The following is a 14,686-nucleotide window of genomic DNA, read 5'->3' on the forward strand; positions in this document are numbered from 1 at the left end:
TATGTAAGGGGGGCGGGCGAGACTAGCGACGGCGGCCGAGCAGCCACATCAGATACGGCGCGCCGATCAGCGTCGCGACGAGGCCGGCCGGCAGTTCGCGCGGCATCAGCAACGCGCGGCCGAGCCAGTCGGCGACGACGATCGTCAGCGCGCCGATCGGCGCGGCCAGCAACACCTGCTGCAACGGCCGCCGCGCGCCGAGCAGCCGCGCGAAATGCGGCGCGGTCAGGCCGACGAACGACAGCGGCCCGACCACCAGCGTCGCGGCAGCGGTCAGCAACGCGATCAGCAACAGCAGCGCGAGGCGCGCGCCGCGCGTCGATACGCCGAGCGCGCGCGCCGACGCTTCGCCGAGCGGCAGGATCTGCAGCCAGCGGTTGCACAAAGGCGTCAACGCGCACAGCACGATGCACAGCACGAGCGCGAGAACCGCGTCGGTAGGCGTGATCGTGTAGGTCGAACCGGCGAGCCATTGCAGCAGGGTCGCCGCGCGTTCGCCGCCGCTCGCGATCGCTACCGCAACCACCGCCTGGAAGAGCGCACCGATCGCGATGCCCGCCAGCAGCACGCGATCCGGCGCGAAGCGCGAACGCTGCGAGAACCAGAGAATCGCGAGCAGCGCGGCCAGTGCGCCGGCCGCGCTCGCCGCGATGCGCGCGACGTGTCCCGCGTCGCCGCGGCCGATCACCAGCGCGATCAGACCGAGCGCCGCGCCCGCGCTGACGCCGAGCACTTCGGGGCTGGCGAGCGGATTGCCGGTCACGCGCTGCATCAGCGTGCCGGCCACCGCGAGCATCGCGCCGGCGGCGAGCGCGGCGAGCGCACGCGGCGCGCGCCAGATCGCCACGCGGGAGAACTCGTCGAGACTGCTGAAGTGCCAGCCTTGCGGGCCGTGGCCGAAATCGAGCGCGAGCGCGAACGCTGCGAGCGTCAGCAGCGCGATACCGATGAAGCGCCCGCGCAACGCAGCGACGCCAACCGGTTGATGACGGGCATCGTTGTGATCGGCCGGCAGCCGCGACGCGCGATGCATGCGCGCGAGCAGCATCAGCATCAACGGCGCGCCGAACAGCGCGGTGGCCGCGCCGGTCGGAATCAGGTCGCCCATTGCGCCGGACAACCGCTGCACCGCCTGGTCGGTGAGCCAGAGGGTCAGCGCGCCGCACAACGGCGCGATGACCAGTCGCTGCGACAGGCGGCGCGCGCCTGCCATCTGCGCGAGCGCGGGCGCCGCAAGACCGACGAAGCCGATCACGCCGACCGCGCTGACTACCGCCGCGCTCAGCACCACCGCGAGCGCGAGCGCGGCGAGCCGCATGCGACGCAGCGACAGGCCGAGGCCGCGGGCGTTGACGTCGTCGAGACCGAACAGGGTCATCGGGCGTAGCAGCACGAACGCGCACAGACCGCCGGCGATGAGCCGCGACGCGAGCATCATCACGTTGCTCCAGTCCTGCTGGACCAGCGAGCCGCCGCCCCAGATGAACATGCCGCGCAGGTACGGCGCGTAGAACAGTTGCAGCGCGACGCCGATCGAGCCGCAATACAGCGTGACGACGAGCCCCGCCACTGCCACCGTGACCGGCGCAAGTCCGCCGCGCCACGCGAGGCCGAACACGATCAGCGCGGCGAGCAGGGCGCCGCCGAGCGCGAGCCACTGACCGGCGACGCCGAGCAGCGCGGGCGCCCACATCGTCGCGACGCTCAGCGCGAGTTGCGCGCCGGCGGAGACACCGAGCGTCATCGGTTCGGCGAGCGGATTGCGCAGGACCTGCTGGAAGATCGTGCCGGCGAGGCCGAGCAGCGCACCGCACAGCCAGCTGATCGCGAGACGCGGCAACCAGCTGTCGTGGACGATGATCTGCCGGATGTCATGCGTATCGGGCGACCACAACGCGCGCCACCACAGCGGCGGCGGCAGAATCGTCGACAGGCTCTGGACGCTCAGCGCGACGGCGCCGGCCAGCGCGAGCAGGCCGAGCGCGGCGGGCAGCCACGCGCGAAGCGCCGCGTGCCGTGTGAGTAGCTGGGTGGCGAGGCGGGCGAGGTTCATCGGCGGGTTTGCGTTTGCGCGGCGGCGGGTGTCGCCTCGTCGGGCGTGCGCGCGGTGGTCAGTGCCGTGGTCAACGCATCGGCGAAGCGCGCCGCCGACGGCAGCATGCCGAAGCCCCAGAAAGGCGGTAGCGCGGCGACGCGTCCGTCGGCGACCGCGGGCAGCGCGTGCCACAAACGGTTCGACGCCAGCGTGCGCGCGACACCGACCGGCAGCGGCTCGAAATAGAGCAGGTCGGCGGCGGGTGTGTCCGCGAGTGTTTCGAGCCCGGCCACGCCGATGCCCCAATAGTCGGTCGGGCCGTGCCAGGCATTGGCGACATCAAGCGCGTTCATCACCTCCTGGAAGAGACTGCGCGCGCCGTACACGCCGATATGCCGGCCGTCGAAAAAGCGGATCAGATAAAACGGGCTCGGCGCGCTGGGTGGTTGCGCGCGTGCGCGTTGCGCGGCGATGCGTGCGCGGCTCGTGGCGAGCACGCGGTCGGTCGCGTCGATCAGCGCATGACCGGCACGCTCGCGGCCGCACAAGCGCGCGAGTTGCAGCGTGACCTCCTGCGAATGGCGATAGGGCTCGCCCGCGTCGGTGTACACGGCAAACGCGCGCACAGGCGCGATGCGTTCGAGCATCTCGCGCTGCGACTCCTGGCTCGAATTGATCAGGATGAGATCGGGCGCGAGCTGCTGCAACAGTTCGAGGCTCGGTGCGAGACGCAAGCCCACGTCGGGCACGTGCGCGGGCACGCGCGGGGCGACCACGCTGTCGTTATACGCGCCGGTCTCGGCTGCGCCCGCCGGCGTCACGCCGAGCGCCAGCAGTGTTTCGACGAGTCCCCAGTCGAGCACGACGAGGCGCGGCACAGGGCCGATTCCAATTCCAATGGATGGCGCGGCATGCGCGGCTGCGGTCGCGCTGGAGAGCGCGGCAAGCGGCGCGAGCGCGGCGCAACGGAGGAAGTCACGTCGCCGCATCTCAGCGCGCCACACCGAGCCGGCTGCCGCTGTGCGGATGCACGACGATATCCATCGGAATGCCGTAGATCGATTCGAGCACGTCGCTTTGCATCACGTCGTCGGGCGTGCCGCGAGTCAGCAGGCGGCCGCTATGCAGCGCGATCAGTTCGTCGCAGAAACGCGTGGCGAGATTGATGTCGTGCAGCACGATCACCACCGTCAGCGCGTGGCTGTCGGTCAATGAACGCAGTAGCCGGAGCACGTCGATCTGATGCGCGATGTCGAGCGCCGACGTCGGCTCGTCGAGCAGCAGGCACGCGGCGCCTTGCGCGACCAGCATCGCGAGCCAAACGCGTTGGCGCTCGCCGCCGGACAGATGATCGACCAGTTGCGTTTCGAAGCGCGCGGTGTCGGTGAGCTGCAGCGCTTCGTCGATTTTCGCGTGATCGGCTGCGCGCAGACGACCGAGCGCGCCGTGCCATGGATAGCGGCCCAGCGCGACCAGTTCGCGCACCGTCATGCCGGTGCCGGTCGGCGGATTCTGCGGCAGGTATGCGACCTGGCGCGCGAAGTCGCGGGCCGGCCACGCGGCGAGATCGGTGCCGTGCAGTTGCACCGTGCCGCGCGACGGCCGTTGTTGATGCGCGAGCAGCTTGAGCAAGGTGCTTTTGCCCGAACCGTTGTGGCCGATCAGCGCGATCATGCGGCTCGCGTGCAACGCGAGCGTGAGCGGTTGCAACAGGACCCGGCCGCCGGCTTCGAACGAGGCGCCGTCGAGTTGATACAGCGCGCGAGGCGCCCCCGGTGCGGCTTCGTCGTGAGGCGGCTGCCGCGCCGGTTGCTGCTCGGGTTGCTGTTCGAGTTGCTGCTGGGTCATGTCGATCAACGCGCTCATTCCTCTTTGCTTGCCGGTTCGCTTACCAACGATAGCGGGCCGTGGCCAGCACTTCCACACCGTCACCGAAGTGACAGATGCCATAGCTCTGGCAGGATGCTACATAGGTCCGGTTGAACAGGTTCTTGCCGTTCAGCGAGAACAGCCAGTGCGTGCCGGTGTCGTAGTGGATCATCGCGTCGACCAATGTCCGCGAGCCGACGTGCAGCGTGTTGGTCTGGTCGTAAGTGGCGCCGATGTAGCGCACGCCGCCGCCGAAGCCCAGACCGCGGAACGTGCCCGCATGCAGCGTGTAGTCGAGCCACGCCGACGCGACGTGACGCGGAATGCCGTACGGCGTCAGGTTTTGCAGCGACACCGTCGTACCCGATAGCGTCGTGGCGGTCTGCGCGCTTTCGGTATTCACACTGTTCAGGTACGTGTACGACGCGACGAGGTTGAGGTTGTCGTTCAGACTCGCCTGGCCTTCGAGTTCGAACCCGCGTGCGCGGATCTGGCCGATCTGCACGTTGTAGCCGAAGTGATCGGGGTCGGGATCGGCGCTCGACACGTTGCGCTCGGTCAGATCGAACAGCGATGCGGTGATGAAACTGTTGAAGCCGGGCGGCTGATACTTCACGCCGATTTCATACTGGTCGGCCGTGGTCGGCTTCAGCGGCGAGCCGCCGAAGGTCAAGCCGAGTTGCGGCTGGAACGACTTCGAGTAGCTCGCGTACGGCGCAATGCCATTGTCGAACAGATACACGACGCCGGTCCGCCATGTGAACGCGCGCTCCGATTGCGAGAAGTTGTAGCCTTGCAGCGGGTTGTTGTCCTCCTGCTGCGCCCAGTCCTGGCGTACGCCCATCAGGAAGCGCCACTTGCCGTAGGCGATCTGGTCCTGTGCGTAGAGGCCGAACTGCTTCATGCGGATCATGTCGTCGGAAGTCGAGGTCGTGCCGGCGATCGGCAGATAGACCGGATTGAACAGGTTCAGGCTCGGCTCGACGAAGTTCGAACCCACGGTCTGGTTGAACAGGATGCGCTGGAAGTCGAAGCCGAACAGCACCGTATGGCTCAACGGCCCGGTCGAGAATTTGGCTTGCGCCTGGTTGTCGACCGTGAAGAACTTCGCGGTTTCGTCGTTGGTGAACGAGTAGCGGTTGACCGTGGTGGTCGAACCCGGCGCGAAGCCGTTGGTGAACGGGAATACATTCGCCAGATCGTCGCTGACTACCGTGTAGCGCAGGTTCTGACGCACCGTCCACGTCTGGTTGAAGCGGTGTTCGAACTCATAGCCGAGCGAATATTGGGTGCGCGTGTGGTGGTCGAAATCCGGATCGCCGACGTTCAGATGGCTCGAAATCTTGCCGTTCGGATTGTCCAGAATGCTGCCGCTCGCCGGCACATAGTTGTAGTAACCGACATTCGGATCGCGCTGGTATTTCGCGAGGATCGTCAGCGTGGTGTTTTCGTCAGGCTTCCACGTGACGGCCGGTGCGATGAACACGCGCGACTGTTTGGTGTCGTTGACTTCGGTACGGGAATCGGACGCGAGGCCGGTCACGCGGTACGACAGTTTGCCGTCCTGGGTCAGTGCGCCGCCGAGATCGAAGCCGAATTCGGCCAGACGATGGCTGCCGGTCGTTGCGAAGATCTCGTGAATCGGCGTGGTGGTAGGGCGCTTGCTGACCAGATTCGCGATGCCGCCGGGGTTCGCCTGCCCATACAGCACCGACGACGGGCCGTGCAGCACGTCGATGCGTTCGAGTCCGTACGGATCGAAGTTCGGGATCGCGTAGCCGAAACTGGTGTCGCTCGGCATGCGCGTGCCGTCGAGGAACTGCTCGAGCGTGAAGCCGCGGCTGTACAGATAGGGCGCGCCTGCCGTCGAGCCGCCTTGCAGTTCGGGGAGCACGCTAGATGTATAGCGAAGCGCTTCGGCGACGCTGCGCGCGCCTTGCGCGGTCATCTGGTCGCTCGTCACCACCGACACCGCCTGGGGCGTCTCGATCAGCGGCGTATCGGTCTTGGTCGCCGTCACAGCGGTCACGGGCACGAAGCCGTCGGCGGAACCGGTGCGCGAGTTTTCGCGAGTGCCGGTCACCTTGACGGCAGGCAGGCTGGCCGGATCGGCGGCCTTGGCCGCGTCGTCCTTCGATGTCTGTGCATAAACGGCCGATGTTCCGCTCAATAGGCAGAACAGCAACGCATTGCTTAGCGCGGTCGATCCGCGCACCCCGGTGCTCATGTGAATTTCCCAGTTTGTCGGTTAAATGAGATTGAGAATGATTACTACTAAACTGCGGACTGCTGGTTTTGCTAGCTCTTGATGGCTATGAAAATCGCTTTAAAACGGGTGGGGTGCGACAGACGAGATGACCACTAGCGCGGCCATGTGCAACTATAATCGGGGAGGGCGTCGTCAGTCAGGACAACTTCGGCATAAAAATGGACAAGGTTGGCTGGTTCGATGCATTGAACTACGATTCAGGTAATTGATTCGGCCATGAGCAAACCCAAGTTGCAAACCTTCGGCGACCGTTTTGCCGCCCGAGACGTGATCGCGCAGGCGATCGACTACGTCGACGGCACGCACGAAATTTCCCACATCCACCATCGCGCGCAACTGGTCTACGCGACCAGCGGCATCGTGCGCGCGATCACGCCGCTCGGTCTGTGGATGCTGACGCCCGGCAACGCGCTGCTGATCGGATCGCAGATCGAACATGAGCTGCATATGGTGGGGCAGGTGTCGATGCGCACGCTGTATATCGAGCCCGATTCACTGCCGCCGCAGAAGCAGGAGTGTCGCGTGATTGCGGTGGGAGATCTGTTGCGCGCATCGATCCTCGGGATGTTCGATGCCGGCGCCGACGAGGCCGGCGAGAGCCGCACCGCGCTGATTGTGCCGCTGATCCTGCGTCTGTTGCAGGACGCGGAAGACGGCGCGCACGTGTCGCGCCTGACGCTGCCGACCAACGCCAGGCTGCGCAGCATCTGCGAAAGTCTGATCGCGCAGCCCGCCAGTAACGACACGTTGGAGTTGTGGGCCGACCGGGTCGGCGCCAGTTCGCGCACGGTCGCACGCCTGTTTCGCCAGGAGACCGGCATGAGCTTTGGACAGTGGCGTGAACAGTTGCGGCTTGCCGAGGCAATGTCGAAACTGTCGATCGGCCATCCGGCGAGCCAGGTCGCACAGGACCTTGGTTATGCGGACGTGCGCACCTTTACCGTGATGTTCAGGCGCGCGTTCGGAAGCACGCCGCAGCAGTTCCGTCAGCAGTTTCGCAAGCCGCTCGCGGTTTGATACGTGGTCCGTCGCGGAGCGGCGCTCCGATCAAGCATGTGTACGCGCACGCGTCGAGAGTAAAAGCAGAAGCGTCGAAGCGCGGCATCACGCCGACGCTCCACCCTCACTCTCTCAAACTCCCCCCAGCGACCGAAGTTTCGATCTTCACCGGCACCTCGGCTGTCGCCAGGCTCGCGCGCATGGCCGCGCTTCGCGCAACCGCCCGTCCCTGGCGGCGCATCACCCAGCGCTTCAGATACAGCAGCACCGCGCTCACCACGCCATACATCATCGTGACGATAAACGCTGCCTGCAGCAGCGATTGCGGCGCATAGCTCGACACATCCTGAGAGCGGTGCAGCAGCTCGTCGTACGGGATCACGTAGCCGAGCGACGTATCCTGCACGATCGCGAGCACCGAACTGATCAGCGCCGGCAACATGCTGCGCAGCGCCTGCGGCAGCACGACATACAGCATGGCCTGCGCTGGCCGCATGCCGAGCGCGAGCGCGGCTTCACGCTGTCCGCGCGGCAGCGACAGAATGCCCGCGCGCACGACCTCGGCCGTCAGTGCCGAGTGATGCAGCGCCATCGCGAACACGAGGAATCCCAGCGCCGGCCAGTCGAAGCCGAGCGCGGGCAACTCGATCACCATGAACAGGATCAGCAGCAGCAACGGAATCGCGCGGAAAAACTCGATGTACGCGCCGGCCAGCCGACTGATCCAAGGTCGCTTCGACAGGCGCCAGAGCGCGAGCGGAAACGCCATCGCGAACGCAACCAGCGCCGCGCAGGCTGCCGCCATGATCGTCGACACGAGTCCGTCGAACAGAAACTTCGCGGTGCCCCAATGAAAGAAGATCGCCCACTTGTCTGCTTCGAACTGACCGCTCGCTTCGAGGCGCATGCCGATCGCGACGAGCAACCCGCACACGGCCAGCGCGCTCAGCACCGACACGATGCGCTGGCGCATCCGACCCACCGGGCCCGGCGCTTCGTAGAGTGTGTTGGTCCGGCTCATCGCGCCACCGCCATTTTCTGTTCGAGCCGCCGCATCAGCAGGCCGAGCGGAATCGTCAGCGCCATGTACGCGAGCATCGCGCTCGCAAAGGTCGGCACGGCCTGCGCGGTTTCGAAGTTGATCCGCTGCGCCGTGTAGGTGATGTCGAACACGCCGATTGCCGCCGCGATCGACGAAGCCTTGATCTGATTCACGAACAGGTTGCCGAGCGGCGGAATGACCGTGCGCATCGCCTGCGGGATCACCACGTTCGACAGCACCTGCGTGAACGTCATGCCCATGCTGCGTGCGGCTTCGACCTGGCCGGCGGGCACCGCGTTGACGCCCGCCTTGAGCACCTCGGCCACCCACGCCGCCGTGTAGAAGCCGAGCACGAGCACCGACGACGCCGTCAGCGAATACATGAAGCCGAGCTTCGGCAGGCCGAACACGAAGAGCAACAGCAGCGCGAGCAGCGGCGTCATACGCATGATTTCGACGTACGTCGCGGCGAACCACCGCAACGGCGCGAGCGGACCCACGGCCATCACGGTCAGCGCGATGCCGAGCGCGAACGCCATCGCGAAGGACAGCGCGGTCAGTTCGATCGTGACGCCCATCGCTTCGATGAAGCGCCACGCAAACGGAAGCAGGGAAGTCATCTGGCTAGAAACGGATCAGCGTGCGATCGTTGGCACTTGCGGCTTGCCGAGCGTGCCTTCCAGATTCTTCGCGTACAGCTTGTTCCAGGTGCCGTCCTTGATCGATTCCGCGAGCTGCGTGTCGATCCATTGACGGAACACCGCGTCGTCCTTTGCGACGCCCATGCCGTACGGCTCCTGCGTGAACGGCTTGCCGACGATGCGGAACTTGTTCGGCTGGCGCAGCGCCTCGCCGGCGAGCGTCGCACCGTCGTCGACGTACGCGTCGAAGCGGCCATCGGCGACGCCCTCGACGCACGCAGACGTGTCGTTGAACGTGACGAACTTCGCTTGCGGCACGAGCTTCTTCACGTTGTCTTCGACCGTCGTGCCGTTCAGCACGCAGGCGGTCTTGCCGGCCAGATCCGTCACGCCGTGGATCGACGTGTCGGCGCGGCGCGTGAGAATGTCCTGGCCCGCGATGTAGTAAGGACCGGCGAAGCCGATCACTTTCTTGCGCGCGTCGTTGATGGTCAGCGTCGCGATCACCACATCGACGCGGCCGTTCTGCACGAACGGCAGGCGGTTTTCCGTAGTCGTCTTGACCCATTCGACGTTGTCCGCCGAGCCGGTCAGCTTCTTCGCCAGCAGGCGCGCGAGGTCGCCCTCGAAGCCCTCGGTCTGGCCGGTCATCGGGTTGCGCACCGAGAACATCAGCGTGTTCAGCGACGTGCCGACCACCAGCTTGCCTTTCTTCTGGATCTTCGCCATCGTCGAATCGGCGGGGAAGGTGTCGGCGTGGGCGGGCGCGATGGCCGCGACGAGCGTTCCGGCCACACACGACGCCATGACGGCAAACGATTTGAAACCCATGTTGCTATCTCCTTCGTTATACGAGACAGGTTGGCCCTGTCGATTCAGTCGATAAAAATCAATGCTGCAGAATTCTGGACAGAAAATCGCGCGCGCGTTCTGATCTGGGTGCCTGAAAGAACGCTTCCGGCTCGGCCGTTTCGACGATGCGCCCGCCATCCATGAACACGATCCGGTCCGCGGCCTGGCGCGCGAAGCCCATTTCGTGTGTGACGACGACCATCGTCATCCCGCTTTGCGCGAGTTCGAGCATCACGGCCAGCACCTCGCTGACCATCTCGGGGTCGAGCGCCGACGTCGGTTCGTCGAACAGCATCACCTTCGGTTTCATCGCGAGCGCGCGGGCGAGGGCGACGCGTTGCTGCTGCCCGCCCGACAGCTCGGCCGGCACCGCGTCGGCCTTGTGCGCGAGGCCGACTCGCGCGAGCAGCCGGCGCGCTTCCGCCTCGGCTTCGGCGCGCGACTGGCGCAGCACCTTGCGCGGACCCATCGCGACATTCTGCAAAACCGTGCGGTGCGAAAACAGGTTGAACGACTGGAACACCATGCCGATCTGCGCGCGCATCGCCGCGAGCGCGCGGCCTTCTTCGGGCAGACGCTCTCCGGCGAGGCGGATTTCGCCGGAGTCGATCGTCTCCAGCCGGTTGATGCAGCGGCACAACGTCGATTTGCCCGAACCCGACGGCCCGATCACGACGACCACCTCGCCGGGCGCGACGTCGAGGTCGACGTCGAACAGCACCTGCTGCGCACCGAACGATTTGTTCACGCCGCGCAGCGAAACCAGCGGCGCGGCCGAACCGAGCTGCGCGCTGTCGTTCATGCCCATGTCAGTTCCACCATGGCCTTGAGTTGCCCGACCTCGATGCCGCGCACGTTGCGCAGCACCGGGTTTGCCCACTTCGCGAGCGACGTGCCCTCGATCGCGAGCGGCAGGCCGAGCTGCTGCAGCACGGCGATGGTCGTCGCGTAGACCGCGCTGAAGTCGCCGTCGGCCATCTTCACCGCGACGCCGATGCCGCTGCTGCGCACGCCGATCGTGTGCACGCCGTCGGCGCCGACCTTCGCGACCCAGTCGCCGCCCGACGCCTCGGCCAGCGCGAGATCGCAGCGGCCGGTGCCCGACACCATCTTCGGATGCGCGGCCATCGCCGAGAAGATGCGCCTGAGCGCCGCATCGGCGCTGGCGCCCGCGCCGGATTCGCCGCTCGCCAGCTTGCCCCACATCATCGCGAGGCGCGACAGCGGCATGCCGATGTTCGGTGCGCTGCAACCGTCGATTCCGTACCACAGCTCGGTGTCCGCGATCCCGGACAGGCGCGCAACTTCCCGGCCGATCTCCCGCTGTAGTGCATGATGGCGCGCCAGGTAGTTCTCGCGCGCATAGCCGTGCATGCAGCAATAACCGAGAAAACCGGCGTGCTTGCCCGAGCAGTTGTGATGCCGCTGGTCGAACACGCTGCCGCGCGGCGGTAGATTGCTCTCGCTGTAGTGGTCCGGCATGTGCACGCCGCAGCGCAGATCGGATTCCGCCGCGCCGATCTTCGCGAGCATCGACGTGACCGTCTCGACGTGCATGCTCTCGCCGCCGTGGCTCGCGCAGGCGAGCGCCAGTTCGGCGTCGGTGAAGCCGAACTGGTCCGGGCCGCCGTCGCGCACGAACGGCAGCGCCTGGAACGGCTTGAGCGTCGAGCGGGAGAACACCCACGCGTGCGGATCGCCCGCGTGGGCTAGCAGCGCGCCGGTGGCATCGACCACCGCCACCGATCCCCAGTGAATCCGCTCCACATGGGCGTTACGGGTGGCGACGACGAGCGGGACGTGCGAAGGAAGGGTCATTGCATTTCTTTCTGGGGTGGAACGATAAAGCCGAGTTTAATTATTGCAAAAAAAAGCATTTAGACGTAATTTCGAAAATGGTTTTGCACTGGACGCAACGTAAGCATGCCCTCGAAAAAAGCAAAGGATGTTGGCCTGGATCATCTCGGCGCGATGCGCGCGCTGGTGCGGATCGTCGAACTGGGGAGTTTCTCGGCGGCGGCGCGCGAGCTGAAGGTCGCGACGTCCACGATCGCGCGCAAGATCACCGCGCTGGAGGAGATGCTGGGCGTGCCGCTGCTGCATCGCTCGACTCATCACGTCGCGCTGACCGAAGCGGGGACGTTGTATCACGCGCGCGCGGTGTCGATGATCGCGGACCTCGACGACACGCTGCGCGTGGTCGCCGAGCTGGACGCCGCGCCGAGCGGCCCGCTGAAGCTGACCGCCCCGGTCGCGTTCGGGCGCCGCTATCTGGCGCCGCTGGTCGCGCCGTTCCTTGAGCTGTACCCCGCCGTGCAGCTCGACCTGCGCCTGACCGACAACCACAACGACATGGTGATGGGCGGCTTCGACCTCGACATCCACGAAGGCGAGAATTACCTCGACAACCTGATCGTGCAGCCGATCTCGCGCAACGACAGCATTCTGTGCGCGTCGCCGGCGTATTTCGCGCGACGCGGTCGGCCGCGCACGCCCGCCGACCTCGCGCAGCACAACTGCCTGCGCTATCTGCATCCGGAAGGTGATCCGCGCTGGCATCTGTCGGACGGCAAGACGGTGCGCTGGGTGATGCCGATGGGCAATCTGCAATCGGACCATTCCGAACTGCTGCTGGAGGCGACGCGCGCGGGGCTCGGGATCGCCGAGTTCGAGATCTGGCTGATCCGCGATCTGCTGGTGAGCGGCGAGCTGGAAATTGCGTTGCCGGACTACCGGCTCGAAAACGCGCTGACCGGCCGGCAGATTTATATGGCCTATCTGCCGAACCGGCGCTTTTCGACCAAGGTGCGCGTGCTGCGCGAGTTCATGGCGGAGCGGCTGAAGGGGATCGGTGAATTGCCCGAGCGGCTGCGGGTGCCGTCGTTAGTGGATGGCGCTTGACGTGACTCGCGTGGCCGGCGCTTGCGGCCGCTGCAACCTGGCGTGCCACGAACGCGCGCCCTGTGAGGGGCGCGCACTCGCGGCGATTCACGCTCGTCGTTCGTGATGCGGGGCAAGCGGAGCGCTCGCCATCCGCCGCTCAGTGACGTTCCGGAAAGCGCAGCTTCGAATGATTCCGTCCGTACGACAGATAGATCACCATCCCGATCACCAGCCACACGACGAGCCGCCCCCACGTGACGCGCGGCAGTCCCACCATCAGCAGCAGGCAGAACAGGATGCCCAGCACCGGCACCACCGGCACGCCCGGCACGCGGAACGGGCGCATCGCGTTCGAATCGCTGCGGCGCAGATAGATCACCGCGCCGCACACGAGGATGAACGCGAACAACGTACCGATGCTGACCATTTCGCCAAGCACGCCGATCGGCGTCAGCGCCGCCACGATCGCGACAATCGTCCCGATCAGGATCTGGCTCAGATGCGGCGTCTGCAGACGCGGATGCACCCGCGCGAACAACGGCGGCAGCAGTCCGTCCTGCGACATCGTGAAGAAGATGCGGCTCTGCCCGTATAGCAGCACGAGGATCACGGTGGTCAGTCCCGTCAGCGCACCGATCTTGATCAGGATCGAGAACCAGTTCAGGCCGATCGCGTCGACGCCCTTGGCGATCGGATCGGGCACGTTCAGTTCGGCGTAGGGCACGAGCCCGGTGAGCACGCCCGCAACGAGGATGTACAGCACCGTGCAGATCACCAGCGAGCCGAGAATGCCGATCGGCATGTCGCGCTGCGGCCGCTTCGCTTCCTGCGCGGCGGTGGACACCGCATCGAAACCGATGAACGCGAAGAACACCACGGCCGAGCCGCGCAAGATCCCGCTCATGCCGAAGTTGCCGAACTCGCCGGTATTAGCCGGGATGAACGGATGCCAGTTCTCGGGCTTGATGAAAAATGCGCCGAGCGCGATGAAGGCCACCACTACGACCAGCTTGACCGCGACCATGACGTTGTTCAGCCGCGCGGATTCCTTGGTGCCGAGCACCAGCAACGTCGTGAGAATCGCCACGATGACGATCGCCGGCAGATTGACGAGGCCGGTCGCGGTAGTGCCGTCGGCGAGCTTGATGACGGTGCCGGGCGCGGTAGCGAGTGCGGGCGGGATGTTGATGCCCACGTTATGCAGCAGGCTCACGATATAACCGGACCAGCCGACCGCGACGGTCGCCGCGCCCATCGCGTATTCGAGAATCAGGTCCCAGCCGATGATCCACGCGAAGATTTCGCCCAGCGTCGCGTAGGTGTACGTGTAGCTGCTGCCGCACACCGGCAGCATCGCCGCCAGTTCCGAATAGCACAGGCCGACGAACGCGCACGCGATGCCGCCGAGTACGAACGACAGCATGATGCCGGGCCCCGCGAACTGCGCGGCGGCCGTGCCGGTCAGCACGAAGATGCCAGCGCCGATGATCGCGCCGATGCCCATCGCGGTGATGCTGGTCGCGCCAAGCGTTTTCGATAGCGAGTGAGTGCCGTGCGCATCGGCGCTACCCACGATATCGGCGACGGATTTCCGTGCCATGTAGCTCGTATCAGCCATGATGAGTCGTCCCGTTCAATGGTATTTGGGTACGAACCGACTCGGCTTGCTTCGGCTCGCGGGAGCACGGCAAAAGCATCTGTCAGCGAAGACTGGCGTGGGTAAGGTGGAGGGAAGGCTAAATTTAGTGTATTCCGGATTAAATACAAATGTGAGTATTTTTCGAAGCGGATTTCTCGCGGTTTTATCGCCTGATAGGCGCGGAATTTTGCCGCGATTCTTTACGGCGCGGCGGATCGATTTCTCGCGAAGCGCGAATTGGCGAGGCAACTGGTAACGGTTCAATCCGCGGTCTGTTCGCGCAATGCGAATGACGAATATCGATAGCGGGACATTCGTGCCTCGTGCGGCAAGCCGCCGACGCGTGATGGATTGATTGACGATGTTCGATACTTGCGGCGTCTATTTCCTGACGCGACTGCCCAGCCCTGTGCCGAGGCGCAAGCGACAGGACGCGAGGTCATGCGCAAAAAACGAT

The 14,686-nt window shown here is 65.6% G+C and carries 12 protein-coding genes; 2 read left to right on the forward strand and 10 right to left on the reverse strand.

What is annotated here, in order from left to right:
- Positions 1–22 precede the first annotated feature (22 nt).
- Genes fhuB through BGI01S_RS12080 form a run of 4 tightly spaced genes read right to left on the reverse strand, consistent with a single transcriptional unit; the run spans position 23 to position 6,131 of the window.
- Entirely contained in the window at positions 23–2,053 is a 2,031-nt protein-coding gene (fhuB, locus tag BGI01S_RS12065; protein WP_084585343.1) for a Fe(3+)-hydroxamate ABC transporter permease FhuB, read from the reverse strand.
- Positions 2,050–3,024 carry an ABC transporter substrate-binding protein gene (locus BGI01S_RS12070; RefSeq protein WP_052400457.1) on the reverse strand — a complete coding sequence of 325 codons (975 nt, stop codon included), beginning with the start codon at positions 3,022–3,024 and terminating at the stop codon, positions 2,050–2,052. Before BGI01S_RS12070 ends, fhuB begins: the two co-directional genes overlap by 4 nt.
- A gap of 1 nt (position 3,025) precedes the next feature.
- On the reverse strand, positions 3,026–3,892 hold the full coding sequence (locus BGI01S_RS12075) for an ATP-binding cassette domain-containing protein (RefSeq protein ID WP_232624478.1): 867 nt from the start codon (positions 3,890–3,892) through the stop codon (positions 3,026–3,028).
- Positions 3,893–3,923: 31 nt separating this feature from the next.
- On the reverse strand, positions 3,924–6,131 hold the full coding sequence (locus BGI01S_RS12080) for a TonB-dependent siderophore receptor (RefSeq protein ID WP_042325556.1): 2,208 nt from the start codon (positions 6,129–6,131) through the stop codon (positions 3,924–3,926).
- Between the two features lie 258 nt (positions 6,132–6,389).
- Between BGI01S_RS12080 and BGI01S_RS12085 the strand changes: the two genes are divergently transcribed.
- The gene (locus BGI01S_RS12085; protein WP_052400458.1) at positions 6,390–7,190 is read left to right on the forward strand and encodes an AraC family transcriptional regulator; all 801 of its coding nucleotides are present in this window, start codon (positions 6,390–6,392) and stop codon (positions 7,188–7,190) included.
- A gap of 106 nt (positions 7,191–7,296) precedes the next feature.
- Here the strand turns inward: BGI01S_RS12085 and BGI01S_RS12090 are convergent, their stop codons facing one another.
- The 5 genes from BGI01S_RS12090 to BGI01S_RS12110 are packed head-to-tail and all read right to left on the reverse strand — an operon-like array spanning position 7,297 to position 11,525.
- Positions 7,297–8,193, reverse strand: coding sequence for an amino acid ABC transporter permease (locus BGI01S_RS12090; RefSeq protein WP_042325558.1), 897 nt, complete (start codon positions 8,191–8,193; stop codon positions 7,297–7,299).
- Entirely contained in the window at positions 8,190–8,834 is a 645-nt protein-coding gene (locus tag BGI01S_RS12095) for an amino acid ABC transporter permease (protein WP_042325561.1), read from the reverse strand. The genes BGI01S_RS12090 and BGI01S_RS12095 overlap by 4 nt, the downstream gene beginning before the upstream one ends.
- Before the next feature lie 15 nt (positions 8,835–8,849).
- Positions 8,850–9,686, reverse strand: coding sequence for a glutamate ABC transporter substrate-binding protein (locus tag BGI01S_RS12100; RefSeq protein WP_052400459.1), 837 nt, complete (start codon positions 9,684–9,686; stop codon positions 8,850–8,852).
- 58 nt (positions 9,687–9,744) lie between these two features.
- A complete protein-coding gene (locus BGI01S_RS12105; RefSeq protein WP_408638621.1) occupies positions 9,745–10,515 on the reverse strand; it encodes an amino acid ABC transporter ATP-binding protein in 771 nt (256 codons plus the stop codon).
- The gene (locus BGI01S_RS12110; RefSeq protein ID WP_042325564.1) at positions 10,506–11,525 is read right to left on the reverse strand and encodes an asparaginase; all 1,020 of its coding nucleotides are present in this window, start codon (positions 11,523–11,525) and stop codon (positions 10,506–10,508) included. The genes BGI01S_RS12105 and BGI01S_RS12110 overlap by 10 nt, the downstream gene beginning before the upstream one ends.
- Before the next feature lie 105 nt (positions 11,526–11,630).
- Here BGI01S_RS12110 and BGI01S_RS12115 point away from each other — a divergent pair, with 105 nt between their 5' ends.
- A complete protein-coding gene (locus BGI01S_RS12115) occupies positions 11,631–12,608 on the forward strand; it encodes a LysR family transcriptional regulator (RefSeq protein ID WP_042325565.1) in 978 nt (325 codons plus the stop codon).
- Positions 12,609–12,747: 139 nt separating this feature from the next.
- On the opposite strand, the gene BGI01S_RS12120 is transcribed toward BGI01S_RS12115, so the two are convergent.
- A complete protein-coding gene (locus BGI01S_RS12120) occupies positions 12,748–14,208 on the reverse strand; it encodes an amino acid permease (RefSeq protein WP_042325567.1) in 1,461 nt (486 codons plus the stop codon).
- Positions 14,209–14,686 lie beyond the last annotated feature (478 nt).

It is taken from the genome of Paraburkholderia ginsengisoli NBRC 100965 (genome assembly GCF_000739735.1).
Taxonomy (GTDB): Bacteria; Pseudomonadota; Gammaproteobacteria; order Burkholderiales; family Burkholderiaceae; genus Paraburkholderia; species Paraburkholderia ginsengisoli.